Genomic DNA, 25,755 nt, shown 5'->3' with positions numbered 1-25,755 from the left:
CAAGTAACGAAAACGCAACATGCACGTGACGTGCCGAAATGATCAGAGGGCCGCGCGGACCAGCAACCCAGGTCGATGAATCCCCTTGGAAGCACTTCCGGGAATCTCGGAAGCGTTTCCGGGACCTTCCGTATGTGGGTTAGCCTTCCGGCATGGCGCAGAGCTCCCAGAAGATCAACATGGCGGACGTGGCCCGCGCGGCCGGCGTCTCGATGGCCACCGCCTCACGCGCGCTGAACAACGAGAACGGCGTCGCCGAGGCCACCCGCCGTCGTGTCCTCGCGGTCGCCGAGGAGCTCTCCTACGTCGTCTCCCCCGAGGCGTCCCGCCTGGCCGGCGGCGACACGGGTCGTGTCGCGGTGGTCGTGCCGCACATCTCCCGCTGGTTCTTCGCGGCCCTACTGGAGGGGCTGGAGTCAGTGCTGCGCGCCGCCGACCTCGACGTGCTGCTCTACCATGTCGACGGCATCGAGGACCGCCACGACTTCTTCCACCGCCTGCCGGCCCGCCGCAAGGTCGACGCGGTCGTCGTCCTGGCCTTCCCGGTCGGCGAGGAGGAGCAGCGGCGCCTGGGGCTGATGGGTGTCACGATCATCGCCGCGGGCGGTCAGCACGCGCCGTATCCGAACGTGTCCATCAACGACGAGACCGCCGGCCGCCAGGCCATGGACCACCTGCTCTTCCTCGGCCACCGCCGCATCGCGATGATCGCGGCAGTCGATCCCGACCAGCCGGACGAGGTGCAGCCGTCGGGCCGCTCCAACGCGTATTACGCCGCCCTGCGCGACGCGGGCATCCCCCTCGACGAACGCCTCGTCGTCACCGTCGACTGGGGCGGCGACCAGGGCGCCGACGCCATGGCCAAACTCCTCAGTCGGCCCGAACCGCCCACCGCCGTCTACGCCCACTCCGACGAGGTCGCCCTCGGCGCGATCCGTACCCTGCGCCGGGCGGGCCTGCGAATCCCGGAGGACCTGTCCGTGATCGGCATCGACGACCATCCCGTCGCCGAGCTGACCGACCTGACGACCGTGCGGCAGCCGGTGCGGGAGCAGGGGGAGCTGGCCGGGCGGATGCTGCTGAGCATCTTGCGCGGCGAGGAGACCGAACACGACGTCGTCGTACCGACGCAGCTCGTGATCCGGGGGAGCACCGCGCCGCCCCGCTCGTGAGGCCACAGCTGGTCAGAAGTGGGTGGCAATACCGAACGCCTGCCGGAGCCGGGCCATGTCGTGACGATCGCGGTCGGTCGGCTCGTACCCCTGATGGAAGTAGACCTGCTGCTCCGGCGACAGACACGGGACAGCGGTGCCCCGGATCGTGCCAGTGACGAAGCAGGAGACGGGATAGACAAACGGCCGCCCTGGGTCGGGCGACGCCTGCACCGCGGATCCATCCGCGGCAAAGGTCAACGGGTGAAGATCGACCTCTCGTCCGGACGGATCGGCGACGACGAACCGCACGGGCCGCCCGTCGAGGGTCTCGACGTATCCGGCCTCTTCGAGAGCCGCCAGGACGGCCGGTTCTTGATCCTCACGGTGCATCAGGTCCAGGTCACGATGCGGTCGGGTCTGGTCACCGAGCAGGGCGTCGATGCCCCAGCCACCACCGATCCAGACGTCGGCGTCGGTATTCCGCAACACGGCGAGGATGGACAGTACGTCGTCAGCCGTCATCACCCCGCGCACGCTAGCGTCGATCATCCGGGCGGGCGAATGGATTTACTGGCGAGCAAGAGCCCCATCCCTCCGAACCCGCAGGCAAGGACGGCACATGCAGCAGCAACGCGTGATCCCCCAGCACGAAGCCACCTGGCTCAACCAACCCTGTGGGGGCCGTAAACCGTGCCAGGACCTCCATGTCCTTGTCCCGCTCCCTCATCGATAGCAGCCGCAGCATCGCGAACACGTTTGACACGCCCAGGTACGCCAGTCTCAGCAGCACGAACCACCATGATGCCCGGTTGATCGTCAACCCTGCCGGAGCGCCGACTCAGAACCGCGCCCGACATCCCGGAGATCACCGCACATCGGCTCCCACCAGGGCGGATGAGGTTATCGGCTAGGGCAGGACCACCAGTCGTATCCTGCGCAGCACGTCCCGTGGCAGCCGATGCAGCAGCGCCGCCAGGAACGCCCGGTCGCTCGGCGTGAACCGCACCCTGTCCTCGCCGAGTTGCCGCTCCAGCATCATGAACTGGTGGCGCAGGGCGAAGACCTTTGCATCCTTGTCGCTGTCGCTCATCGGCAGCAGGCGAAGCAGGGCGAACGTGAGTTACGGCCAGGTAGTCCAGTCGCAGCAGCACAACCGACCATCATTCCGTAGCGCTCGATACCCGCGCGAGCGAGCAGGCTCAAGCGATCGCCGTGGAAGCCCGAACAGCCCGCTCACCGCTTCCCATCAGGACGGATGGGGTTTTCGGCAAGCGCAGGGCCTGAACCAAATAGCGGCGGCCACCGCCCCGGGGGAGGTGGGGACGGTGGCCGCACTTGTGCTATCGGCGGTCAACCGAGCGTGACGTCAGTCGACGTTCACCCAGTACGGGTCCTCTACGGGCCAGGCCAGGATCCGGTCGTCGACATAGAAGTTGCTGAGATTGGTGCCCGCCGACCGGTTCTCGCCCTTCTCGATGTTGCGCACCGAAAAGTCCCATTCGATCGACGATGCGCCCTCATAGGTGGAGCTGAAGGGGTACTCGTCGCAGTCATCGACCGAGGTGTTGTACGGCGGAAGGCCGGTCGCGGCGTTGTAGTCCGGGCCCCACGGGTTGGACCCGCCCTTCTGCCCGCATGCCGCCTTCTTCACCTCCTCGTTCGCCAGGGCGATCGCGCCGCCCTGCCCCCGGCTTACCACGCGGTGCAGCGGCGCGCCCCGAGCCCCGGCGGTCGGCGACCACTTGCCGGGGACCTTCTTGGGGTGGTTCTCCTTGGGGTAGGTGACGCCGTCGGTGGCCGGGGCGTTCTGCGCGTCGCGGATGTGCTGGCGAATGTTGGGGTGGTTGCCGTCGTAGGTGAGGAAGGGCAGCGCCCCGGTGTAGATGCAGGCGTGCGGGTAGCGCTTGACGCCGTGGGTGAAGTAGTCGGCCGAGTCGCAGCGGATACCGATCGGGGGGCCCTCACCGCGCTCGGTGCTCTGCTCGTATCCCGGGCTCGCGCCGTTCATGTAGAGGCGCCACTGGTGGAAGGCGACCTGGTCCTGGCCCTCGCCACCGATGGAGGAGACGTCCCAGTAGACCCAGTCAGGGAAGTTGCTCCACTGGGCCCATTCCATCTTCGCCGGAGACCGCCCGACGCCGCACGTGGCAGTGGTGGGCTGATTGGCGCCCGGCACGCATTCGGGGGTGATTTCCAGCTTCAGGTTCGGGGCGACGGTCCGCTTCTCCAAGGGGTTCCACCCGTCGTAGTTGACCTGGCCGGTTTTGGCGCGGAAGAAGACGCGGGTAGCGCGGGTGTCGTTGTAGCCGATGGCGGCGGCCTGGAACTTGATCGTGTTGGTGCCCTTCAGGACGGGCTTGCCGTCCACCTTCTTGTAGTACCTGTTCTTGAATTCGTATTCCTGGCACCACTTGAACCGGTTGTAGACGCGGCCGTCGGGGTCTTGGGCGTCCGAGGAACCGAGACAGTCGTTCAGCCACTCGGTGCCCGCGGGGTTGTCGGGGGATATCGGCATCTCCGCCGTCCCCTTGCCGTTGCTGCTGCGCTGAGCACCGTCGCCGGGCTTGGCCGTGTACTCGATGCCCGGGGCCGACGCGGGGGGCTTGGGGCTTGCGGCGGCGGCCGGTGAGGCGCCCAGGGCGAGAAGGGCTGCGGTGAGGGCGAGTGCGGCTATAGCCGCCAGCAGTCGACTGGCGCGTTTCAAAGGTGGTCCCCCCTTTTTTCCGGTGGTATGTAAATCCACTCGGGATCGAACCGGCGTAGTGCCCGTCTGCGTCAGCCAGAAATGGGTCTTCCATGATCGTTCTTTGGCCCGTTCGGGCCTCACACCGCCGCCCGTCTTCGCGACGGCATTCCCGCGGTCGGCAGGATGCGCGGGCACGGCGGCCGTCGCTGGGCCGCCGAATGCGACAGCGGCTGCCGGCGTCGCCCTTGACAGGGCACGGCGCCGCCTGTTCGGTCTTCGGTCCCGTCCTCCGTGGTGACGATGTAAACCTGGTAAGGACATGTTCGTTTTCTCCTTGTTTTCCGATTGGTTGTGTTCCGTGCCCGTGCTGGATGCGGTCGGGGATCATGCGGACACTGCCGGATCGGCTGTCGGGATCGAAGCTCCTCCTTCCGGCTCACCGCCAGCCACCGTCTGGCTTGTTTCGCTGGATTCTCTTCTGTCATGCCGACGATCGTCTGCCCCCCATGGTTCATAGGGCCGTTCCCTCTGGCGCGCAAACATTCAAGGCGCCACGGCCGCCGAAGGCCCTCGGTTTCAGAATGCGCAAGATGGCCGAATACTGTGATGGCTTGGTGGCGGTCGGCCGCGCAGACAGACGATGAAATCCGTTCTGGCAGTCGCTGGCCGTCGAGGTGACGGCAGCGGAATCACGACTGAAACAGCCCATCTGTGCGACGGCGGTGGCAGATTGTAGCTCCGCAGATGAAATCCTGATGAACCCCGGGCAGGTCAAGACTGCCCAACAGCCGGTGAAAGGCGATGAGTTCCGCCTCGGACCGGCCGATTCCGTCATCGCCACTGCATCGCTGCCGACGCTAAATTCGCCTCAATCGACCACCGCTCCCCACCACATAACTGGCAGGGTTCCGGCCCGGGGCGTCATGGCGCCCGGCCAAAGAAAGGGCATGATGAGCCACTTAAGATCTTCCGGCCGCTGGGCCAGAGGGCTGATCGCCCTCACCACAACCGCTGCATCGACGCTCGCCGCCATAATTGCCGTGGTCGGCCCCGCCGCCGCCCAGGGCGCCACCCCCGCCGCCGACGCCAGCGCCGTTCAGGCCGGGCAGTCCTGCACGGCGGCCGACCTGGGCAAGCGCCACCCGTTCATCAAGTCAACCGAAGTCGCCCCGACGATCACCCACTTCAAGGGCTGGTACGTCACCGCGGGCTCGACCGGCTACCAGAACGTCACCACCAGCACCCAGACCACCATCTCGGTCTCCGTCGGCCTCAACGGCGAGATCAAGGGCGATTTCGCCGTCGAAGCCCTCGGCACCGTCGGCGCGATGCTGGGCCTGAACGTACAGGTGAACTACTCCTCCACCAGCAGCGAGTCGACCTCGGTCAGCTGGAACTTCAACGACCCCGGCTACTACGGCGTCTACAAGGGCACCAAGAAGGTCACCGGCACCTACGGAAGCCTCAACTGCAACCGCGTCCAACAGGGCGACGGCAGCTGGGCGCTGAAGTGGATCGAGGGACCCGACAGCGGCAGCTACACCACCTACACCACCCTCGAAGAGGGCGCGGTGCGCTGCGAGGACAAGGTGCCCGCCAACAGCATCATGCGCAAGGCGCAGGGTCTCCTGGACTGCGAGACCCCGCCCCGGGCCGGACACGCACCAGGGCCGGTGGCCTCCGCCAAGGCCACCGCGGCCAGGAACGCGGCAGCGAAGGACACGGCGAAGGGCACAGCGGGCAAGGCGGCCACCGCGCGGACCAGTGCGCCCGCCACGCGGGCCGCCCTGAACTGCCAGCCTGACGTCTACAGGATCCACGTCCCCGGCAAGCCCCTGAACTGGAGCGCACCGGTCCTGGCCAACGATGGCATCCGGCTGCGCGAATCCAACTGGACCAGCGCCCACCTGGACAACTGGCGGCTGTGCAACGTGACGGAGCGCAACGGGGTTATCGAGGCGTCCCTGTGGAACTGGGGCAATGGCGGGTGCGCGACCATCCCGGCCAACATCGCCAACCAGGAGCAGGCCTACCTCACAACGGCCCCTTGCGGGGAGGACGACCTCCAGCGGTTCTACATCTATCGCGACGTACCTGGCGGCTCGAAGATCGGCCTGCAGAACAAGTACACCGGTTCCATGCTGGGCCACGACCGGTACGCGGACGGGGAGTTGATCCGCCAGTACTCCAGCGGCAGGCAGGACGGTACGGGTACGTACGACCTGGTGAAGGTCTGACCCTTCCCCCGTACCGCTTCAGAATTGCTGCACGCTCTCTGACCTGGGGCGATGCCTGCAGGGCCGATCCGGCACCATCGGAGCTTGTGCTTGTACGAATGGTCTACCTGATCGCCACGCGGATCTTCACGTGGCTGGTTCTGCTGTCCCGAACCTCCGTGGCCAAGGAGGCCGAGATACTGATCTTGCGGCACGAGGTCGCGGTCCTGCGTCGGCAGGTCGCCGCGCCCAAGCCCTCATGGCCCGGCCGGGCGCTGCTCGCCGCCCTGGCCCGGCTCCTGCCGCGGGCGTTGCGCCAGCATCGCATCGTCTCCCCGCGCACCCTCCTGGCCTGGCACCAGCGTCTGATCAAGGACAAGTGGAGGCAACCCGCCTCGCCGGGACGCCCGCCTATGCCCGAGGAGCTGCGCGACCTGATCATCCGGTTCGGCGCCGAGAACCCACGATGGGGCTTCCGGCGAGTCCACGGCGAACTCCGTCGCCTGGGACACAGCGTCAGTCAGGCCAGCGTCCGCCGGACCCTGCGTGCCGCTGGCCTCGGCCCAGCCCCGCGGCGGCATCCGGTGCGCGGCGAATGGGCCGCCTTCATCAAGACCCAGGCCCATGGCCTGCTTGCTACCGATCTCTTCCACGTCGACACCATCAGCCTGCGGCGGCTGTACGTTCTGTTCGTTATGGAGGTACGCACCCGCACGGTGCATATCCTGGGTGTCACCGCCCACCCCACCGCCGTCTGGGCCACGCAGCAGGCCCGACAGCTCATATGGCAACTCGGCCAGCGTGCTGGCGACTTCACCCACCTGATCCGTGACCGGGACGCGAAATTCACCGCAGCTTTCGACGCCGTCTTCGCCAGCGAGGACATCACCGTGACCAAGATCCCTCCGCGGAGCCCCAACTGCAACCCGCACGCCGAGCGGTTCGTGCGCTCGGTCCGCGAAGAATGCACCGACCGGCTCCTGATCTTTGATCGGGGCCATGCCGAGAAGATCCTCCACGACTACGCGAGGCACTTCAATGCTCATCGGCCGCACCAGGGCCGGAACCAGCTCGCGCCCCTCGACGACCCCAATGTCATCTCGCTGCCCGCAGCTCGGATCCAGCGCCGACAAGCCGTCGCGGGCCTCATCAATCAGTACCACCGAGCAGGCTGATCACCCGGCAAAGCGACAGCTCACGGGCTGTGCAGAGAATCTGAATCGATACGGGTGCAGCAGGCGCGGAGTCTCACCGCCGGCCTGGGCATACGCATCGAGTCCCTGTGCTTCTTGCTGCGCGAACGCGAACGCGACGGTAAGTACGGCGAGGTCTTCGACGCCGTCTTTCGGGCCGAGGAGGTGCAGATCCTCTAAAGTGCGCCACAGGCTCCCCGGATGAACGCGCACTGCGCACGCATCATCGGCAGTATCCGAGGCGAAGCCCTCGACCACGTCCTCATCATGAACGAGGCCCACGCCCGCCACGTCCTCGCGGCCTACGAGCGGCACTACAACGAACACCGCCCTCACCAGGCTCGCAACCAGCTACCACCCGATGCTCACAAACAACCCGCCGCAGCGCATGCGCTCAGCACCGGCAAAGTCCTGCGCACGCGGATCCTCGGCGGCCTCATCAACGAGTACAAATATGCGGCATGACATGCAGCGATGACTTTTCGAGCGGCACGGGGGCCCGGCGGAGGCCTTTGACCAGGGCGGATGGCATTCTCGGCAAGCGCACCCGGTCGCGAACCATGAAGCGCAGCGGTCGATGTGCAGGAAGTCGCGGGCGATGATGGAGTCTGCCTGCGCGGTGAGGAACTCTCGCCGCGTCGGCGCGCCTCTGCGGGGAGTTGGCTGTGGCGCCGACTCGCGGGTCTGATCTCAGGAGACGGCGTTGCTCAGGTCTTGGATGCGGGCTTGGATCAGGGGAAGGATCTCGGTGGTGGCTCGTTCGACGGAGGTGGCGAGTACTTCGGCGTTGAGCTTGCGGTGTGGTACGTGGGCGAGTTTGTCGCGCAGTGCGATGGGGCCGCTGTATGCCTGTGTCACGATGCCGTGAGATGCCTGTTTGAGCATTTCGCCGAAGGTGAGCATGCAGTAGGCCAAGGCGAGGAGGCGCTCGTTTCCTGGCTTGGGTGTTCCGTCACGAACGAGGGAGCGGGCTTGGTCGAGTGCTGTCGTTGCGTCGGTCAGGCGGAGCAGCTCCCGGTGTTCACGGTCGGTGCGTGTGTTGGTCATGCCGCCCCGCGGAGGTCGTTCAGGGGTTCGGTTTCTTCGACTTCCACTCCGGGGCCGCGTGGGACGACTTCCACGAGGGCGCCGAGGATGCTGGACAGGTCTTTTTCGAAGCTGGTGATGTCGAAGTAGGAGCGGTTGGGGTCCAGGGTGGCGACGAGTTCCCCGGGCTCGGTGCTCAGGGCGAAGGAGTGCAGGCCATGGCGGCGTCCGAGCTGGTGGATGGTCGTGGCGTTGGCGCGGAGCTTTGCGGTGGTGGCTGGCCTCACAGCTCCTCCTCCTTTGCGATTTCGGGCACCGGAATCGACAGGAGCCAGAATATAGGAGTGAGGTAGCAGGATGAGCGTGCTCGGGAGCGGGCTGCTGGGAGCGGCATTCTCTTCCTCCGTCTGGCGCTCTACGGCTCCGAGAAAGGCCGCTACTGTGTGCAAGCTGCTGGACAAGGGGTCCGTACTGCTCCCCGCACCCGCGGGGATGGTCCCGCTCAGGCCGCGCCCCAGAAGCGCGGCCTCACCTGCTCCCCGCGCCCGCGGGGATGGTCCCGAGTCCGGCTTGTACTCGATGCACCCGTCGGGATGGCCCTGCGGCCGACACGACACCTGCAACCGGGAGACCTGCTCCCACGCGTGGGGATGGCTTGAGGCCGGTGAGCGTGGTCGCGTGTGCGTACGGTTGTCTCGACGCCTGCAGAGAAGATCTCGAATTGCGGCTGATGCCAGAGGAGAGATGTAAAGGCCCCTGTGGTATGTGGGCCGACATTCGTAGTTGGGCCTGGGACGGCTTCGCTTTCGTGGTCGAGAGGCGGGGTGGTTTGGTTGCTGGCCGAGACGAGAAACGCGACGACCAGTCAAGGGCGCATTTGGCTTCTGGCCGTGGTGGCCTGGGGGCCCTCGACCGATCGCCTCGTTTTTCGTCTCGGCCAGCAACCAAACCACCCCTCTCGCGCATACGATGTTCCGGAAAGCGGCAAGGGTAGGGCTTGGAAAGGTTACTCGCTGGTGGCGTGATTCTCAGACGTTATAGCGGGCTGACCCTGTACCGGGCAGAGAGGCCAGGCGTAGAGTGGATACATGCGATGCTCGGTCAGGATCTCGGCTCTCAGCCAATCAGGAGCGCGGAGGTCAGTAGACGCGGACTCCTTTACTCGGCTGATTTCGCTTGACCGTGACCTCGATGAATGGACTGGAGCACGCCGCTCAGACGCATTTGAGCTGGGGGTCAAGGGGTCGCAGGTTCAAATCCTGTCGTCCCGACCAGCATCATCGCAGGTCGGAGGCCGTTTCCGCGGGTAGCGGAGGCGGCCTTAACCATGTCCGGGCTGGGAGCAAGTGGGAGCCCTCTGGGGGCCCTCGTGCTCCCAACTCGCAGACGTGTCAACCATGTCCGATTCGTCCGTCACCCGATCCGGTAGACCTACAGCGCAGTACCGAGCCCCTGTGCGCCGTCGTCAACCACAGACCCCCGACGTCACCCGATCGATTCGGATGCTCTCTGCATCGAGAGGCATAAGGACCCCTTGTCGGCTCTCGACCCCCTTTCGGGGTGGGAGCACGATCTCGTGCTCCCCATGCGACAGGGGGGAAGCTGCGGGCTGAGGGCCTCGGTCGTCGTGTTTCCGCAGGTAGATGGTGCTCGGATGTCCCGGCTGCAAGGTACCTGCCGCGTCAAGACGAGGTAATGCCCCTTGGCGTCCGCCGGCAGACGGGGCACTCCCAGGGCGTGAGAGCCCTATCGGGCTCTGCGGCGCCGTAGCGAGACAGTCGGCAGGTGCCCTTGCGTGCTAAATAGTGTGCCAAGTGCTGCTGGACTGTGCGGGTGCCGATAAATCATCCGCGCAGCTCAGGCGGCTCTACCTTCTTGATCGGGTTGACCGAGCCATTCGTAGGGTTGGGTCGCCCAGGGGCGCTGGGTGTGGCTATCAGGCGGCTGCCGATCCATGGCTGAGCAAGCTTTGCCGCCCGGCGCCCCACGACGACTCGGCCGCCGATTAGGAAGTGCGAACAAGTCGCTGTGTAGAGCAATGCCGGCGAGGTCGTCCGTGGCACGAACAGCACGAACCAGCACGTCAGGAGCACGATGAGCCGGATATGGGCGGGGATCGACAGTGGCAAGGGCCACCATCACGGCCTCGCACTGGACACAGACGGAAAGACCCTGCTGTCGCGACGGGTCGCCAACGACGAACCCGAGCTGCTGAAACTCATCGGGGACGTCCTCGACCTGGCCGACGGTCGTCAGGTCACCTGGGCCATCGACATGACGGGCGGGGAACCTGCGCTGCTGCTGGCCCTGCTGGTCAACCACGGCCAGGAGGTCCTCTACATCCCCGGCCGCCTGGTGAACCGGGCGTCCGACGGTTACCGCGGTGAGGGCAAGACCGACGCCCGCGACGCCTACGTCATCGCCGACCAGGCCAGGATGCGCCGCGACCTGCGGCCCATCCGCCCCGGCGATGAAGCGGTCATCGAGCTCAGGCTGCTGACCGGACGCCGCGCCGACCTGGTCGAGGACCGCACCCGCGTGGTCAACCGCCTGCGCGGCACCCTGCTGAGCATGTTCCCCGCTCTGGAGCGGGCCCTGGACGTCACCAACACCGGGCCTCTCAGGCTGCTGACGGGCCACCAGACCCCGGCCGCGATCCGCCGGGCCGGCGTCATACGGCTGACGAAGTGGCTGGCCAACCGCAAGGTCCGCAACGCCCGAGCCCTGGCCGAAGCGGCCGTCGAGGCGGCCGAGCGGCAGCACACCGCGATCCCCGGGGAGAAGACCATCGCGAAGCTGGTCCACACCCTGGCCGAGGAGGTGATGGCCCTCAACGAGCAGATCTCCGAGGTGGACAAGCTCATCGAGGGCGGGTTTCACGAGCACGAGCTCGCCGAGATCGTCCTGAGCGTCCCGGGCATCGGCACCGTGCTCGGCGCGGAGTTCCTGGCCGCTGTCGGCGGCGGCCTGGACGAGTTCGACTCCCCGGACGCGCTGGCGGCCTTCGCCGGCGTCGCCCCGGCGCCCCGCGACTCGGGCAAGGTCAGCGGCAACCTCCACCGGCCGGTCACCTACCACCGCAGACTCCAGCGGGTCTTCTACACCTCCGCGCTGGTCAGCGTCCGCTACGACCCGAACTCGCGGATGTTCTACGACCGCAAACGCGCCGAAGGCAAGAAGCACGTCCAGGCCGTGCTCGCGCTCGCCCGCCGACGCGTCAACGTCATCTGGGCCCTGATCCGTGACCGACGGTGCTATGAGGTCACACCTCCGGTCACCGAGGCTGCCTGACTGCTGGGCACGCATAATCACAGTCGGCCCATTTCCCGCGCGGCTATCCTCCACGGGATGCCACTTCGCCAGTACGCCTACTTCGCACTGTTCAGCCGGCACACCACGGCAGACGACATGGCCTCCGAGCTGGGCATCACCCCTGACGAGGTGACTGTTCGCGGAAGCCGGTTCACCGAGCCGGCGGTGGTTCCGGTCGACCACTCGTGGATGGTTGTCTGCCGGGAGCCGGGTCTGCGCGTCGACGAGCAGATCACCTGCATTCTCGACAGACTTCAGCCCCACACGGACCGCATCTGCGACCTCACCAGACATCTGGCCCGCACCGGCGGCGGAGCAGTGCTTCAAATCGTGCGCTACTTCAACGACACCGACCAAGCCCACCCAGGCGCAGCGGACGCCCCCAACCTCTTCGGCTGGCACTTGGACCGCAAGGTCCTGGACTTCCTCAACGCCACCGGAGCCGAGCTCGACATCGACGAGTACGACATGGCCGGAGCCGAGGACACCACGTGAGCACATGACCCCGTACTCACCTCGCACATGCGTCGCACTCCGACGGCTTGACAACAGCATTAGGAAGCGTGCTGGTACTGGTGGAGCGTGTGGGTGCCGGAAATCTGTGTCACCCCTATGCGACCTGCGTGTATTCGTGGATGAGGCCGCCGAGTCGATCGCGTCGATGGATGCGAGCGTTGTCGGTGGCGGTGGGTGGTTCGGGTTCGGTGAGTAGGTCCGGCGGCCGTTGTCCGAGGGATCGGTGTGGCCGGTGTTGGTTGTAGTGCTTCGCGTACTCACTGACGACGAGGCGTAGGTGGCGCTCTCCCGTGATCAGGATGCGGTCGGTCGCCTCGCGTCGGCATGATCCGATCCAGCGTTCCGCGATGGCGTTCATCCGCGGCACCCGGGGCAGTGTTGGAAGGACGTGCACGCCGAATTGCCTGGAAGACGGCGTCGAAGCTGTCGGTGAAGTAGGCCCCGCGATCCCGGATGAGGAACTTGATCGACTTGGCATGGTCGCCGAGGTCCATGAGGTAGTTCCGTGCTTGCTGGGTGATCCAGGGGCCGGTCGGGTGTCGGGTGATGCCGGCGATGTGCACACGGCGGGTGCCGTGGTTGATGAAGAACAGCACGAACCAGCGCCGCAGGAAGACCGTGTCGATGTGGAACAGATCGGTGGCTACGATCGCGGAGGACTGGGCTTTGAGGAAAGCGGCCCAGGAGCGGTCCACGCGCTGCGGCGACGGGTCGATCCCTGCTTGCTTCAGAATGGACCAGACGGTGGAGGCGGCGACCTTGCGGCCCAGGCCGAGGAGCTCTCCGTGGACGTGGCGGTATCCCCATCCAGGGTTCTCCCGCGCCAAACGCACGACCAGTTGCCGCAGGGCCTCTGGTTTGGGTGGTCGGCCGGGGCGACGGGATGGGTGGGTCCACTTCCATGCGATGTGCCGTGCGTGCCAGCGAAGGACCGACCGCGGAGAGACCAGCAAGGCCACCTGGGTACGCCGCTGCGTGCTGACGATCCGGAGCAGTGCCGCCATGACGGCCCTGTCGCTCCACGAGAAGCGGGGCCGTGGCTGGGCACGGCGTGCTATGGCGAGCTGATGCCGGAGCATCAAGATCTCTGCGTCCTTCGAGGCATCCGAACGGGCGAGCAAGGCAAGCCATCGGAAGGTCTGGCAGGCGAGCAGGTAGATCAGCCGTATCACCACGACCAGCACGCTGCCTCAAAACGGCTCGCCGCTCCCGAGATCTGGGCAGATCCGAACCAGCAGGTCAGCCGGGGTGACATAATTCCCGGCACCCACACGTTCGCTTGTGTTTCGCGGTCTTGAGTGATCAGGTTCCGGCGGTGGCCCAGGCTGTGAGGACGGCCTGGATTTCTTCGGGTTGTGCCTGGTGGGGGTGTGGGCCGCGAAAACGGTGGGCGATGATTGTGCGGCGGAGCTTGGCTGTCATGTCCTCGAAGGAGGGCTGGGTTTTGGTGGTGTACCAGCGGGCTCTGGCGCGGTGTTCGTCGGTGTCGGCGGGTTGGTGGCCGGCCAGCGCGTGCCAGGTGGTGACCACGGTGCAGGCGAGGAGACCGAAGGGGACGGTGCGTTCGACTGCGCGGTGGGTGCGGTTGCGGGCCTCGCCGACGCCGAGGGTCTGGCGGGCGTTGAAGAAGGCGGTCTCGATTCTCCCAGCGGGACGCGTAGCGTTCCACGATCTGTTGGGCTGGTGTGGTGAGGTCGGTGGTGACCAGGGGCGGCGCCGTAGCCGCGGTCCCGGCTGGTGCCGGGGCCGCAGTTGCTGTCCCAGACCAGTACGACCCGGACAGGTTGGGTGTGGAAGGAGCCGTACCACAGGCAGGTGCGCTCGGCGAGGAAGACGGTGTCCACGCGTCCGTAGCGGCGGACCTTGGTTCGGTGCCGGTCCAGCAGCTGGGAGAGGTCGGTGGGTGTCCCCAGGCGTGGGCCGCGGGTGCGCGGGCGTCCTTTCTTGCCCGTGCGTGGGGGTGGGAGTTCGTGCAGTACGGAGGTGACTTTCAGGCGGCTGGTCCAGGTGATCTGCGGGTGGAGGCCGCGCAGGTGCTCGCCGGCGTAGGCGGCATCCGAGACTGTGTGCAGGGTGCGGTCGGGGAAGTGGGTGGCGAGCAGTTCGGTCATCTCGCGGGCCAGGGCGATCTTTGCGGTGTGTCTGGGGCGCCATAGGCGGGCCAGGACCGGCAGGCACACCGGCCGGGTCAAAAACGGCACGGTCACCACGATGCCGACGATGACCCAGCAGTTCCCGAAGCCGGCCGGGCGCGGCCCCCTCGCGGCGCCGTCGTGCTGCCAGGCAGCGCCGAACACCTTCTTCCCCGACCGTTTGAACAGGGTGTCATCGACCGCGACCTGCAGCGGTGCACCGTCCGGGAGAAGACGTGCCACGACCAAACCTGCCAGGGCCAGGCCGACCTCGTCGGCCGACCAGCGGGCGGTGGAGAACAGTCGGTGGCACCGGGCGTGGTGCCACACCCGCTCCAGCCCCGTGCCCAGCAACATTCCGCACACTGTGCGGCGGCGGGTCTGCGCGATCAGCCCGGTCAGCAGAACACAGAACGTGCGGAACGTCGGAGTGGTGAAGCAGGAACGGCAGACAGCCAGCAAAGCGGATAAGGACGGCGGTATCGTGCCCACTGGAAGCATCGGCGGATCACTCTCAACTGGGTGAAACAGACACCGCCGATGCTTCTGTCTACCTGTCACATTCCATGACCAGTACGGTCTCGCGCCACCCAATCGAGCGCATCAACGCACACCCGTCCACCGACCCGGTGATCCCAAAAGTGCGAAACACGAGCGTTCGAGCAGGGCCGACGGTGCGTCGGCCACCCATTCACTCACCGCGAGCAGGGATCGCGCTCCGGCGAGGACCGCGCAGGCCGTCAGTGCCAGGAGCGTCACGAGAGGCGTACTCCCCGCGGATCCCGCGGGTCCGGGACCTGCGCGAGGCGTTCCAGCAGATCCGGAAGATCGCTCCCGGACACTTCCGGATGCGGTCTGAGCTGTTCAAAGGCAGGGGAGATCAGAGATGATGCGTCGGCAGGCACGGGCAGTCCAAGGTCACAGAGCGTAGAGAACTCCATGATCGCGGACGTCCGTGCCTGCTGTGTACCGAACCCCGCCCAACATGACGAGACGTCAGCAACCGGGCGTCAGCCGACTACGCCGAAGTCCTGACCGGAGAGGGCGCGGCAGTACGCGACTTCCGGTTCGCGCTCCATCCAGATGTTGCCGGTGGGGGTCTCTGTTGTTGCGTTGTCGGACCATCCGGTTGGTTTCCGCTGCGCTCTTCGAGATGCACGACGAATGGATCGCCTTACCGCGCCGCCACCTCCCCGAAGGTGATATGGGTAATATCTGCCGTAAACTCTCTTTTAGTTCCTCCGTGCTACCCAACGCACCTCAATGCAACCGCCAGTTGATCCCCAACAGCATGACGAGGGGCAATGCCTGGCGGATGCGTGTTCCCGGCCGAGTGGCACTCGCTTCGGTATCCTCCCGTGCAGGTCATCGGAGGCCATTTACCCAAAGATTACTGGGCAGTTGACCTCAGGGTTTCGTGGTAGCGTCCTTGTTCGGAGGGACAGTGCAACCTGAAAGGGAAATTGTGAACACGGAGAAGATCGCCGCTCGCCGCCTCTCGCTGGAAGAGGTGACGAAGCTCGGCGTGAAGGACAGGCTCTTCATTTCTGCCGACACGGCAGAACTCAAGCTTCCCGACTGCTATGTCCCTGCTTTTCTGACCAAGTCCGGTGAGGATTTCGAGGGCGGCTCGATCACGGCGAGAACCGTATTCCAGGAAGAGGTCTCCTGCCTTCCTGACGACGAGAATGAAGCCGGAATCTACTTGGCTGACGAGAACGGCTCGGTGACCATCGAGGTCCTCCAGTCCGCCGGTGTCGTGCTGGACCTGGCACTTTTCGTCCCTGGTGGGGACAAGGGGGCCCTCACGGCCCTTTACGCTGCGGCCCGGCAGGCCTTCGGCGCCGACGTCGTGCAGATCTGGCGCCAGGGCCTCAAGGAGGTTCCCGACGTGAAGGTCGACATCTTCGAGGAGCAGATTCCCCGGGGGCGCAAGGGGAGCGACAGCCCCAAGCGTGACCGTCGCGCGCTCGACACCTACCCCACCCGTGCGGACTTCATCGAGTTCTCCGCGGGGTGGAAGCCGGTCGTTGAGATTCACAGGCCGATTGTTGACGACACCCCGACCATCTGAGGCGGCGTTACCTCTCGGTCTCGGCCTGAGAGAACGCCGAGAACGCATGCGCCGGACCCGGTCGACCCCTGAGCGGCCCAGGGAGCCGTCGGAAAATAACTCACGAACGCCGAAGCGCCGTTCCAGTCGATGACCTCGCGAGACAGCCCGCCTGACCAAGATCACAGCCTGAAGTTATTCTGCGACAGCCCTCAGGGCTTCGGCGTAGTCGAGTGACGTCCACTTCGTGCTCAGGCGAGGCCGAGGAGTGTGAGGGGGCGGCGGGCGTCACGCGCATTGCGGCGACGGCCGGAGGCGATGTTCTTCGAGGTTGCGCCAGGCCGCCATAGCGCGGGGTGCGCTGTCGGTCCGCCACCGCGCACGCGGTCAGGTCGAGGACGACGGCCAGCGCGTGCCGCACTCCTCGCAGCCGGATCATCTGCTATCAGCCTGTGGGGGCCGGAAACGGTGTCACCCTATGCGACCTGCGTGTATTCGTGGATGAGGCCACCGAGCCGATCTTGCCGGGAGACTGTTGTGCTGTCGCTGGCTGACCGCGGTTCAGGGGCGATCTGCGGGGCTGGTGGTCGTTGTCCGAGGGATCGGCGTGGGCGGTGTTGGTTGTAGTGCTGTGCGTATTCGTTGACGACGAGGGGGAGGTGGCGTTGTCCGCTGATCAGGATGCGGTCGGTGGCTTCGCGGCGGCATGATCCGATCCAGCGTTCTGCGATCGCGTTCATCCGGGGTACTTGGGGCAGTGTTGGAAGGACCCGTGTGCCGATCGCCTGGAAGATAGCGTCGAAGCTGTCGGTGAAGTATGTGCCGCGGTCCCGGATGAGGAACCTGATCGACTGGGCATGGTCTCCCAGGTCCATGAGGTAGTTTCGTGCTTGCTGGGTAACCCATGGGCCTGTGGGGTGTCGGGTGATGCCGGCGATGTGTACGCGGCGGGTGTCGTGCTCGATGAAGAAGAGAACGAACCAGCGCCGTAAGAAGACCGTGTCGATGTGGAACAGGTCTGTTGCCACGATCGCAGTGGCCTGCGCTTTGAGGAAGACAGACCAGGAGCGGTCCGTGCGCTGCGGTGACGGGTTGATCCCGGCCTCCTTGAGGATCGACCAGACAGTGGAGGCGGCGATATTGCGTCCCAGCCCGACGAGCTCACCATGGATGCGGCGGTATCCCCATCCCGGGTTCTCCCGCGCCAGCCGCACGACCAGTTGCCGCAGCGCCTCTGGTTTCGGTGGCCGACCTGGTCGACGGGCCGGGTAGGTCCACTTCCAGGCGATGAGTCGTGCGTGCCAGCGCAGGATCGATCGCGGGGTGACCAGCAGGGCCTGTGCCGTTCATAAATGCGTCGCTGCAGCTCATTGCGGATCTGGTGGACCTCGTGGGCAGGCTGGGATCATGCCCGGGTGATTGTCTCGCTGGTGTATCAGGTGACGCGGAGGCTGCTCTCCGTTCCGGCGGTGCTGTTACGCAAACAGGGAGGCAAGGACGCCTGTGGGTGCCGGAAAGTATGTCACTCGGGTTGACCTGCCGGTTCGAGTTTGCCAGAGCTCGGGTGGCTGCAGGCTGTTCTGGGGCAACATGCGGGGCGTGGTGATACGGCTGATCTACCTGCTCGCCTGTCAGAGGTTCCAGTGGCTTGTCCTCCTGGCCCGCTCGAGTGCGGCGAAAGATGTCGAGATCTTGATGCTCCGGCATCAGCTCGCCATCGCGCAGCGCAACCGGCCTCGGCCTCGGTTCTCCTGGAGCGACAGGGCCGTCATGGCAGCTCTGCTCCGGATCGTGAGCAAGGAACGGCGTACCCAGGTGGCCTTGCTGGTCACTCCGCGATCGGTTCTGCGCTGGCACGCACGGCTCATCGCTTGGAAATGGACCTACCCCTCCCGTCGTCCTGGTCGACCACCGAAACCAGAGGCGCTGCGGCAGTTGGTCGTGCGTTTGGCGCGGGAGAACCCCGGATGGGGATACCGCCGCATCCAAGGAGAACTCCTCGGTCTGGGACGCAAAGTCGCCGCCTCGACCGTCTGGTCGATCCTGAAGGAGGCCGGGATTGACCCGTCGCCGCAGCGCACGGACCGCTCCTGGGCTACCTTCCTCAAGGCCCAGGCCTCCGCGATCGTGGCCACCGACCTCTTCCACATCGACACCGCCTTCTTGCGGCGCTGGTTCGTGCTGTTCTTCATCGACCACGGCACCCGGCGGGTACACATCGCCGGCATCACCCGGCACCCGACCGGCCCGTGGATCACTCAGCAGGCACGCAACTACCTCATGGACCTCGGCGACCGCGCGGGGTCGATCAGGTTCCTCATCCGGGACCGCGGCGCGTACTTCACCGACAGCTTCGACGCCGTCTTCCAAGCGGTCGGCGTGCAGGTCATCCCGACACTGCCCCAGGCGCCCCGGATGAACTCAATCGCAGAACGCTGGATCGGATCATGTCGCCGCGAGGCCACCGACCGCATCCTGATCACCGGCCAGAACCACCTCCGCCTCGTCGTCAATGAGTACGCAGAGCACTACAACAGACACCGGCCACACCGATCCCTCGGCCAACGGCCACCAGACCCGCTGATCACACCTGAACCGCGGCCAGCCAGCGCCTCCACATCGGTCTCCCGGCGTGATCGGCTTGGTGGCCTCATCCGCGAATACAAGCAGGTCGCATAGGTTGACAGCGTTTCCGGCACCCACACCCCCGAGGCCACGTCGCTCTTCGGTAACGATCGGCCCCTGCTGACCAGGCTCTCGCGTCACCCCGTGGTCTCGTCGAGGACGACGTCCTCGACGAGACCACGCAGGTCACAGCCTCGAGCGAACGATCAACTCAAGATAAGCAAGGGCCACGTCTACGGAACCGTCGTGATCGATGCCGAGACCCACCAGGTCCTCGACCTGCTGCCCGAACGTGACGCGGCCACCCTCGCCCCGTGGCTGCGGGCCCACCCCGGCATCAAGGTCATCTGCCGTGACCGCGCCGGCGCCTACGCCGACGCAGCCGCCACCGCCGCACCCCAGGCTCTCCAGGTCGCCGACCGGTTCCATCTCTGGCAGAACCTGGCCGTCGCGGTCGAGAAGACCGTCGCCGCCCACCGCTCCTGCCTGCGGGGCCTGCCGCCGGCCAGCCCGGAATCCGAGCCCGAGTGGGAGACGCCTGTCGAGGCGGCCCTAGGCCAAGGCGACGAAGCAGATGACCCGACCGGCAAGTTCGCCGAGCGGGCCCGCACCCACCACGCCCTCGTCCACGACCTCCTCGCCCAGGGCATGGGTCTGCGCCACATGGCCCGCCACCTGGACTGGGGACGTCACACCGTCCAGCGGTACGCACGAGCCTCCCGCTGGCAAGACATGGTCAAGGGCCGCAAGCGCCAACTACCCAGCAAACTCGACCCGTTCAAGCCCTACTTGACGCAACGCTGGGCCGAGACCGATGGAAGAATCACGGTCCTTGATCTCCACCGTGAGATCACCGCCCGCGGCTTCCACGGCCACTACTCCACCGTCCGCGACTGGGCCCGGCGCGACCTGCCGCAGCGGGAAGGCATCACGCCTCCTCCACCACCGCCGTCGGTGCGACAGGTAACCGGTTAGCTCACCCGGCACCCGGCCGCCCTCACCGAAGAGGAGAAACTGCACCGAAAAGCCGTGCTCGACCACTGCCCCGAGCTGGAGACCACCGCGTGCCTGGTCAGCTCGTTCGCAGAAATGCTCACGACACTCCGCGGCACCCGCCTGCCCGACTGGGTCAACGACGCCACGGACGCCAATCTGCCCAGCATCAGCAGCTTTGCCGTCGGCCTGCACAGCGACTTCGACGCAGTGACCGCCGGACTGACCACCGACTGGAACTCCGGCCCGGTCGAAGGAGCCGTCAACAGGATCAAGATGCTCAAACGGCAGATGTTCGGCCGCGCCGGCTTCGGTCTCCTGCGTAAACGAGTCCTACTGGCCACGTGACCTTGCTGTCAGTGGCCGGTGCAAGGATCACCGCACAACCAGTCAAGGAGAACATCGTGGGTACCTGGGACACCGGCCCCTTCGACAATGACACGGCTGCGGACTTCGCCATTGCGCTGGACAACGCGAACCCCGAGGAACGCGAGGTCCTGATCCGCGGCGTCCTCGCTCGTACAGTCAACGCCACCGGCTACCTCGCGGAAGCGGAAGAGGCGGTCGCCGCGGCCGCGCTGATCGCGGTGCAGTGCCCAGGCGGCGAACCGATCGACACAGCCTACGGCCCGGAGAAAGCCATGCCGGCCTTCCCGGCCGATCTTCGGATGCTCGCGGCCGAAGCCCTCACCCGCATCCTCGACGACGACTCTGGACTGGCCGCAAACTGGCTCGACCCGGCTGACGCAAGCCGATGGCTCACAACGCTCAACCGCATTCGCACAGTACTTGCCCCGCCACCGGCCTCCGCTGACGTCCCGCTCTTCGACATCGACTCATAACGCTGCGTTACTGGTCACGGAACTTGTGCCAGACCCGTGAGTCGTCGATAAAGCCACGGACCGCCGCGCACCCGGCGACCCGACCCTGAGTATGTGGCGAACAAGGAGTGTCCGCAGTGGGATTGACCCTCTACCCGGGCAGCAGCGACGTGGACGATGTTGAGTCAAGTTGGTCGTACTCTGGTTTCGATGCATTCCGCAATGCACTTGCCGCGGCTGACGGCATCGATCTCCAGGCCATGCAGGGCTTTGGGGGCGACCGACCTTGGAGCACGGTCACGAGCCCGCTTGGGCCGTTGCTCGATCATCCGGATGATCGAGGTCAGCTCTCGGTGGCTGAATGTGAGCAAGTACTTCCCCGGCTTAGCAAGATCGTGGCGGATTGGGCCGCTGGAGACCTGGGACGTTCTGCAGACGATCTCCTCGAGGATGCCTCGGGTCTGGTAGCGGTCCTCGAGGTCTGTGTGCGCGAAGGGGCTCCCATGGTCTTCTCCTGAACGTGGCAGCCTGCAAGCCTTCCCATGAACTGAGGAGAACACGGCCACGTACGCGTTCTCCTCGCTCTCGGCTGCGGCTCACCTCCGCCTGCGCGGAGAGGACGACGCCACCCGGTCGCTCACCTTCGCCTGAACACAGGGCATGTCAGACCCCGGCACTGAAGTCCGGAGTACGGGGCTATCCACGATGGCCCCGATGCCGTGATCACACCCACCATGCTGGGATCATCACATCAGATCGAACCGACGCTGAGACGATAGGTGCAGCTACGTTGCCACGGCGCAGCCGATGTTGAGCGAGGGGGAGATCGTGAACCGGCCACTGCTGTTCCTCGATGTGGACGGGCCACTCAACCCCTATGCGGCTAGGACTTGTCCGGTCGATCATGTGACAGAGGCAGATGGAGACGGCGGTCTTGCCTGTTTGCTGAGGGGTTACAGAGGCGCCAACTCCACCCTGCCTGTGAATCGGCCACCCACTTGATCGGCGAGCCAATGGACGCGGGCGACCTGGTCGCCGTTCCGGTTCCGGACGTGCACGTGGACGGTGTGGTCCTGCGACGGCTCGTCCTGGTAGAGGTCCCGGGAATTCACTGTCAGCGTGAGGTACGCGTACTTCTGCGAGATCGCCTCCAGTCCCGCTTCGGGAACCGCAGGCCATCCGTCCAGATCCCACCGAACAGCCGCGGGATCTGGCCCCAGAGCAGCGATGAAGGGCTCAGCGCGGTCCAGCGGACGACACCAGTCGAACACTCGGATCGGCAGACAGTCTGCAGGGTTGTCGCCAGCCTCCGACGAACCGTGCTCTTTGCCAGCCGACGCCCACCATTCGAGGTCGGGCAGTACGTGACGCACTTGCGCCAGCACGTCCGGCGACCTGATCACGGCTTCGAAGTCAACCTCTGCCTGACCGGCGTCTGCCATGCCCAGCAAGGTACGCACCGCACGTATCGCTTCAGACAGGTCGGCAGTTGTGAGGACAGCAGCCGCAGCAGAGTTACTCATCCCGGAACCATAGGACGGCACCCACAGACCGGCCCGAGCGGGTGCTGACCTGCCTCGCATTTGTCAGGACCGGAGCCATACTGCAAGCGACGCTGCGGTGACGGTGCCGAGGAAGACGTAACCGCGCTTGTCGTACCGCGTGGCCACCGCTCGGGACTGCTTGAGCCGGTTGATCGCCGGTTCTACGGTATTGCGCTTCTTGTAACGCTCTTCGTCGAAACTGGGTGGCCGTCCTCCGCGTGAGCCTTTGCGCAGGCGGGCGGCCTGACTGTCGGTCTTCTCCGGGACGGTGTGCCGGATGCCCAGACGCCGCCGCAGGTATTCGCGGCACGGGCGCGTCGTGGATGATGCTCCAACCGGCCGAGTCGAGCCGAAGCAGCGGTCATCTGGTATCGCTGATACCGTAGGTATCATGAGTGAGTCCAAAGAGCCCAAAGCCATGAGCCTGCGCTTCCCTGACCCACGGCAGCGTGCTGCGATCGCCGCCGCGGCCAAGAACGCCGGGGTCAGCATGCAGGACTACATCCTGTCGGCAGCCTTCGAGCGCGCCACGGCGGTCGAGGCGACGTTCCTGGAACACTTCGACGCTTCCATGACCCGCAGCCACGAGGCCTTCGCCGCCGAGCCCAGTGGTATCGATCCCAGGCCAGAACAGCGCGCCGCGGAGCAAGAAGCCCGCCGCAGTCTTGGGCACCACGGGCAGGGCCACGCCGCGTGAGCCAGCCCGACCCTCACCAGCCACCCCGCATCGACGTCCCGTTCCTGCTGCATGCCGCCGAGCGGCTCCCCGGCGACCCACAGGTCGACGACCTCGGACCGCTCTACGCCGCCGTCGAACGCATGTATGCCCGGGCCATGGACCGTGACATCTACAGCTCTCCACACCTCAAGGCCGCCGCGCTGCTTCAGACCCTGGTCAAACTCCCGTGCCTGGAGCACTCGAACGAGGCCTTCGCCTGGCACAGCGCTGAAGCCTTCCTCGCCCTGAGCGGACACCCACTCAGCTACCCCCCGAAGGACGCGGTCGCACTCGTCCACGATGCATCGGCAGGCTCCCTGGGCATCGCCCGGATCGCCCGCCAGCTTCGCGACTGGACCACCACCTGAAACCGGGCAGGCACCCGGCCCGGGAAACGAGATCCGCCGGCGTCTCGCAGCGGAGAACCCGACCGCCTACATGCCCGACCTCGCGATGTCGCTGAACAACTTGGGCACGATGTTGTCGGAGGTCGGCCGTCGACAGGAGGCCTTGGAGACTGCTGCGGAGGCAGTCGAGATCCGCCGGCGTCTCGCAGCGGAGAACCCGACCGCCTACATGCCCGACCTCGCATCTGCCCTAAACAACTTGGGCAACCGGCTCTCAGAGGCAGGGCGGTGGAACCAAGCACGGAGCGTCAGCGATGAGTCGCTGAGAATTTATCGGCAACTCGCAGCAGATGTACCTTACGCCCACGAATCCGATCTCGTCGCTTCACTGTCCAACCTCGCAGGCCTCTACCTAGCGGCGGGTGATCTTGGTCGGGCGATTCCCCTGTACGAGCAGACCCTGACCGACAGCATCCGCATCCTGGGCGAGGACCACCCCATGGCCCTGTTCGCACGGAACAACCTCGCGGGTGCTTATGAATCGGCGGGTGATCTTGGTCGGGCGATTCCCCTGTACGAGCAGACCCTGACCGACAGCATCCGCATCCTGGGCGAGGACCACCCCGACACCCTGCTCGCACGGAACAACCTCGCGGGTGCTTATGAATCGGCGGGTGATCTTGGTCGGGCGATTCCCCTGTACGAGCAGACCCTGACCGACAGGGTTCGGGTTCTGGGTGAGGGCCACCCCGCTACCCTGACCTCGCGGAACAACCTCGCGGGTGCTTATGAATCGGCGGGTGATCTTGGTCGGGCGATTCCCCTGTACGAGCAGACCCTGACCGACAGCATCCGCATCCTGGGTGAGGGCCACCCCGCTACCCTGACCTCGCGGAACAACCTCGCGGGTGCTTATGAATCGGCGGGTGATCTTGGTCGGGCGATTCCCCTGTACGAGCAGACCCTGACCGACAGCATCCGCATCCTGGGTGAGGACCACCCCACTACCCTGACCTCGCGGAACAACCTCGCTCACTCACGGGGACGGGCACCAGATAAGCATGTCGGTCTACCGACCGATTCTTGAACAAGATCGCGAAGTTCCGACACGCGGCCGGACCACGCCGGCCTTGCCCCCGGCCGGCGGGTCACCTCCATTCACGCAGAGCACTGACAGACTGGAGTTACCGTTCGTCCCCGCGAGCTTCGGGCCTGAAGGGTGTCATTATTGCCGTACGGTGGTTGACCTGGGGCTTTGCGATCGCTCAAGTATGGGCATGATCAGTGATCGTGGGTCTGCGACTGCTGTACCTGGTCTTCTGTCAGCTGCTGGGCTGCTTCCTTTTGCTGGGCCGATCGACCGCCGCGAGCAATGCCGAGATCCTCGTGCTTCGGCATGAGGTCGCCGTCCTTCGCCGGCAGATCGAGCGTCCGCGGCTCTCATGGGCTGATCGTGCCGTGCTCTCCGCTCTCGCACGGCACCTGCCACCCGCCTTACGGCGCCACCGGCTGGTCACTCCGGGCACACTGCTGACCTGGCACCGTCGTCTGGTGCGCTGGAAGTGGCGCCAGACGGCGGTCAGATCCGGTCGTCCAGCATTGCCGGAAGGCACAGTTGCGCTTATCCAGCGCCTGGCGCGAGAGAACCCGACCTGGGGATACGTCAGAATCCAAGGCGAACTCCGACGGCTTGGTCACCGGGTCGCCGCCGCCACGATCCGGCGCGTCCTGCGCCGCTCCGGTCTACCACCCGCACCCCAGCGCGCCTCCCAGCAGACCTGGCGTACTTTCCTCCGTTCCCAGGCCCACACGCTGCTCGCCTGCGACTTCATGCACGTGGAGACCGTCTTCCTCAAGCGTCTCTACGTTTTCTTCGTCATGGAGATCAAGACTCGGCGCGTTCACGTCCTGGGCGTCACCGCCCACCCTACGGGCGCATGGGTCACTCAGCTCGCCCGTAACCTGCTCATGGACCTCGAAGACAGAGCTGGGTGCTTCCGGTTCCTCATCCGCGATCGGGACAGCAAGTTCACCGCCGCATTCGACGCCGTCTTCGCCGGCAACTGCACAGCTGTCATCCCAACGCCGCCGCAAAGCCCGCGGTCAAACGCATTCGCCGAACGATGGATACGCACAGCCCGCACCGAATGCACCGACCGAATCCTCATCACCGGCGAACGACACCTCCGTGCCGTCCTCACCACGTACGCCGAGCACTACAACACCGGACGGGCCCACCGCAGCCTCGACCTACGCGCCCCGGACGACCACCCGAGCGTCATCCCCCTGCCCGCTGCCACGGTCAGACGGCGACAGCTACTCGGCGGCCTGCTCAACGAGTACCACACCACGCCACCCCAACGACCTCTCCATCCACAAGAAACACCCAGCTCAGCAGCCTGATCGGAATAATGACACC

At 65.8% G+C, this 25,755-nt stretch carries 26 protein-coding genes and 2 pseudogenes; 17 read left to right on the top strand and 11 right to left on the bottom strand.

Features of this window, described 5'->3' with window-relative positions; translation table 11 throughout:
* Positions 1 to 152 precede the first annotated feature (152 nt).
* Positions 153 to 1,172 (top strand): LacI family DNA-binding transcriptional regulator, encoded by a 1,020-nt coding sequence (locus CCN51_RS16210; RefSeq protein WP_014181267.1) that lies wholly within the window; start codon positions 153 to 155, stop codon positions 1,170 to 1,172.
* A 12-nt stretch (positions 1,173 to 1,184) separates the two neighbouring features.
* On the opposite strand, the gene CCN51_RS16205 is transcribed toward CCN51_RS16210, so the two are convergent.
* The 3 genes from CCN51_RS16205 to CCN51_RS16190 all read right to left on the bottom strand — a co-directional run bounded on the left by CCN51_RS16205 (position 1,185) and on the right by CCN51_RS16190 (position 3,858).
* Positions 1,185 to 1,676, bottom strand: a complete 492-nt coding sequence (locus CCN51_RS16205) for a nucleotidyltransferase domain-containing protein (protein ID WP_193383816.1) — start codon at positions 1,674 to 1,676, stop codon at positions 1,185 to 1,187.
* Positions 1,677 to 2,061: 385 nt separating this feature from the next.
* Positions 2,062 to 2,244: a hypothetical protein gene (locus CCN51_RS16195; protein ID WP_014181269.1), complete on the bottom strand. Its 183-nt coding sequence runs from the start codon at positions 2,242 to 2,244 to the stop codon at positions 2,062 to 2,064.
* Positions 2,245 to 2,520: 276 nt separating this feature from the next.
* Positions 2,521 to 3,858, bottom strand: a complete 1,338-nt coding sequence (locus CCN51_RS16190; protein ID WP_014181270.1) for a NucA/NucB deoxyribonuclease domain-containing protein — start codon at positions 3,856 to 3,858, stop codon at positions 2,521 to 2,523.
* Positions 3,859 to 4,790: 932 nt separating this feature from the next.
* Here CCN51_RS16190 and CCN51_RS16185 point away from each other — a divergent pair.
* The 4 genes and pseudogenes from CCN51_RS16185 to CCN51_RS59625 all read left to right on the top strand — a co-directional run.
* Positions 4,791 to 6,077, top strand: coding sequence for a hypothetical protein (locus CCN51_RS16185; protein WP_106436759.1), 1,287 nt, complete (start codon positions 4,791 to 4,793; stop codon positions 6,075 to 6,077).
* Positions 6,078 to 6,163: 86 nt separating this feature from the next.
* A complete protein-coding gene (locus CCN51_RS16180; RefSeq protein ID WP_043488025.1) occupies positions 6,164 to 7,231 on the top strand; it encodes an integrase core domain-containing protein in 1,068 nt (355 codons plus the stop codon).
* A gap of 54 nt (positions 7,232 to 7,285) precedes the next feature.
* Positions 7,286 to 7,429: a hypothetical protein gene (locus CCN51_RS59630; RefSeq protein ID WP_014181273.1), complete on the top strand. Its 144-nt coding sequence runs from the start codon at positions 7,286 to 7,288 to the stop codon at positions 7,427 to 7,429.
* A 15-nt stretch (positions 7,430 to 7,444) separates the two neighbouring features.
* Positions 7,445 to 7,714 (top strand): annotated as a pseudogene (locus CCN51_RS59625) (integrase core domain-containing protein); the annotation flags it as partial.
* 225 nt (positions 7,715 to 7,939) lie between these two features.
* Here the strand turns inward: CCN51_RS59625 and CCN51_RS16170 are convergent.
* Both CCN51_RS16170 and CCN51_RS16165 read right to left on the bottom strand, forming a co-directional pair.
* Positions 7,940 to 8,296, bottom strand: coding sequence for a hypothetical protein (locus tag CCN51_RS16170; RefSeq protein ID WP_043488027.1), 357 nt, complete (start codon positions 8,294 to 8,296; stop codon positions 7,940 to 7,942).
* A complete protein-coding gene (locus tag CCN51_RS16165) occupies positions 8,293 to 8,562 on the bottom strand; it encodes a hypothetical protein (RefSeq protein WP_014181276.1) in 270 nt (89 codons plus the stop codon). Before CCN51_RS16165 ends, CCN51_RS16170 begins: the two co-directional genes overlap by 4 nt.
* 1,807 nt (positions 8,563 to 10,369) lie before the next feature.
* Here CCN51_RS16165 and CCN51_RS16160 point away from each other — a divergent pair.
* Both CCN51_RS16160 and CCN51_RS16155 read left to right on the top strand, forming a co-directional pair.
* The gene (locus CCN51_RS16160; RefSeq protein ID WP_014174216.1) at positions 10,370 to 11,566 is read left to right on the top strand and encodes an IS110 family RNA-guided transposase; all 1,197 of its coding nucleotides are present in this window, start codon (positions 10,370 to 10,372) and stop codon (positions 11,564 to 11,566) included.
* A 57-nt stretch (positions 11,567 to 11,623) separates the two neighbouring features.
* Positions 11,624 to 12,082 carry a DUF4279 domain-containing protein gene (locus tag CCN51_RS16155; RefSeq protein ID WP_014174217.1) on the top strand — a complete coding sequence of 153 codons (459 nt, stop codon included), beginning with the start codon at positions 11,624 to 11,626 and terminating at the stop codon, positions 12,080 to 12,082.
* A gap of 115 nt (positions 12,083 to 12,197) precedes the next feature.
* Here the strand turns inward: CCN51_RS16155 and CCN51_RS57395 are convergent, their stop codons facing one another.
* The 3 genes from CCN51_RS57395 to CCN51_RS16145 form a co-directional block, all read right to left on the bottom strand.
* The gene (locus tag CCN51_RS57395; protein ID WP_238545513.1) at positions 12,198 to 12,461 is read right to left on the bottom strand and encodes a transposase; all 264 of its coding nucleotides are present in this window, start codon (positions 12,459 to 12,461) and stop codon (positions 12,198 to 12,200) included.
* Entirely contained in the window at positions 12,361 to 13,287 is a 927-nt protein-coding gene (locus CCN51_RS16150) for an integrase (RefSeq protein WP_238545514.1), read from the bottom strand. Before CCN51_RS16150 ends, CCN51_RS57395 begins: the two co-directional genes overlap by 101 nt.
* 234 nt (positions 13,288 to 13,521) lie before the next feature.
* Positions 13,522 to 14,736 (bottom strand): IS701 family transposase, encoded by a 1,215-nt coding sequence (locus tag CCN51_RS16145; protein WP_086859678.1) that lies wholly within the window; start codon positions 14,734 to 14,736, stop codon positions 13,522 to 13,524.
* Between the two features lie 964 nt (positions 14,737 to 15,700).
* On the opposite strand from CCN51_RS16145, the gene CCN51_RS16135 reads away from it, so the two are divergent.
* A complete protein-coding gene (locus CCN51_RS16135) occupies positions 15,701 to 16,309 on the top strand; it encodes a hypothetical protein (RefSeq protein ID WP_014181278.1) in 609 nt (202 codons plus the stop codon).
* Between the two features lie 455 nt (positions 16,310 to 16,764).
* Here the strand turns inward: CCN51_RS16135 and CCN51_RS16130 are convergent, their stop codons facing one another.
* Positions 16,765 to 17,502, bottom strand: coding sequence for an integrase core domain-containing protein (locus CCN51_RS16130; protein WP_014181279.1), 738 nt, complete (start codon positions 17,500 to 17,502; stop codon positions 16,765 to 16,767).
* 289 nt (positions 17,503 to 17,791) lie between these two features.
* Here CCN51_RS16130 and CCN51_RS16125 point away from each other — a divergent pair, with 289 nt between their 5' ends.
* The 5 genes from CCN51_RS16125 to CCN51_RS16105 all read left to right on the top strand — a co-directional run bounded on the left by CCN51_RS16125 (position 17,792) and on the right by CCN51_RS16105 (position 21,245).
* Positions 17,792 to 18,967: an integrase core domain-containing protein gene (locus tag CCN51_RS16125; RefSeq protein WP_245881633.1), complete on the top strand. Its 1,176-nt coding sequence runs from the start codon at positions 17,792 to 17,794 to the stop codon at positions 18,965 to 18,967.
* 90 nt (positions 18,968 to 19,057) lie between these two features.
* Positions 19,058 to 19,888: a transposase gene (locus CCN51_RS16120; RefSeq protein WP_078610743.1), complete on the top strand. Its 831-nt coding sequence runs from the start codon at positions 19,058 to 19,060 to the stop codon at positions 19,886 to 19,888.
* Between the two features lie 54 nt (positions 19,889 to 19,942).
* Positions 19,943 to 20,254 (top strand): transposase, encoded by a 312-nt coding sequence (locus tag CCN51_RS16115; protein WP_055414052.1) that lies wholly within the window; start codon positions 19,943 to 19,945, stop codon positions 20,252 to 20,254.
* A 56-nt stretch (positions 20,255 to 20,310) separates the two neighbouring features.
* Positions 20,311 to 20,748, top strand: a complete 438-nt coding sequence (locus tag CCN51_RS16110) for a DUF4259 domain-containing protein (RefSeq protein ID WP_014181281.1) — start codon at positions 20,311 to 20,313, stop codon at positions 20,746 to 20,748.
* Between the two features lie 116 nt (positions 20,749 to 20,864).
* Complete coding sequence (locus CCN51_RS16105) at positions 20,865 to 21,245, top strand: hypothetical protein (protein WP_078610745.1); 381 nt, start codon at positions 20,865 to 20,867, stop codon at positions 21,243 to 21,245.
* Between the two features lie 435 nt (positions 21,246 to 21,680).
* On the opposite strand, the gene CCN51_RS54330 is transcribed toward CCN51_RS16105, so the two are convergent.
* The gene (locus CCN51_RS54330; protein ID WP_143675815.1) at positions 21,681 to 22,169 is read right to left on the bottom strand and encodes a hypothetical protein; all 489 of its coding nucleotides are present in this window, start codon (positions 22,167 to 22,169) and stop codon (positions 21,681 to 21,683) included.
* Between the two features lie 144 nt (positions 22,170 to 22,313).
* Positions 22,314 to 22,613: pseudogene (locus CCN51_RS57390) on the bottom strand (IS5/IS1182 family transposase); the annotation flags it as partial.
* Positions 22,614 to 22,689: 76 nt separating this feature from the next.
* Between CCN51_RS57390 and CCN51_RS16090 the strand changes: the two are divergent.
* The 4 genes from CCN51_RS16090 to CCN51_RS16075 all read left to right on the top strand — a co-directional run bounded on the left by CCN51_RS16090 (position 22,690) and on the right by CCN51_RS16075 (position 25,739).
* Complete coding sequence (locus CCN51_RS16090; RefSeq protein WP_014181284.1) at positions 22,690 to 22,968, top strand: DUF1778 domain-containing protein; 279 nt, start codon at positions 22,690 to 22,692, stop codon at positions 22,966 to 22,968.
* Entirely contained in the window at positions 22,965 to 23,357 is a 393-nt protein-coding gene (locus CCN51_RS16085; protein ID WP_014181285.1) for a hypothetical protein, read from the top strand. The genes CCN51_RS16090 and CCN51_RS16085 overlap by 4 nt, the downstream gene beginning before the upstream one ends.
* Before the next feature lie 70 nt (positions 23,358 to 23,427).
* On the top strand, positions 23,428 to 24,423 hold the full coding sequence (locus CCN51_RS16080; protein WP_158104677.1) for a tetratricopeptide repeat protein: 996 nt from the start codon (positions 23,428 to 23,430) through the stop codon (positions 24,421 to 24,423).
* Positions 24,424 to 24,626: 203 nt separating this feature from the next.
* Complete coding sequence (locus tag CCN51_RS16075) at positions 24,627 to 25,739, top strand: integrase core domain-containing protein (RefSeq protein WP_086859683.1); 1,113 nt, start codon at positions 24,627 to 24,629, stop codon at positions 25,737 to 25,739.
* The last annotated feature ends 16 nt before the right edge of the window (positions 25,740 to 25,755 follow it).

This window comes from Streptomyces milbemycinicus (assembly GCF_002154605.1).
GTDB lineage: Bacteria > Actinomycetota > Actinomycetes > Streptomycetales > Streptomycetaceae > Streptomyces > Streptomyces milbemycinicus.
Note: the sequence above shows the minus strand (reverse complement) of the source record. Positions and strands in the feature narration are given on the sequence as shown.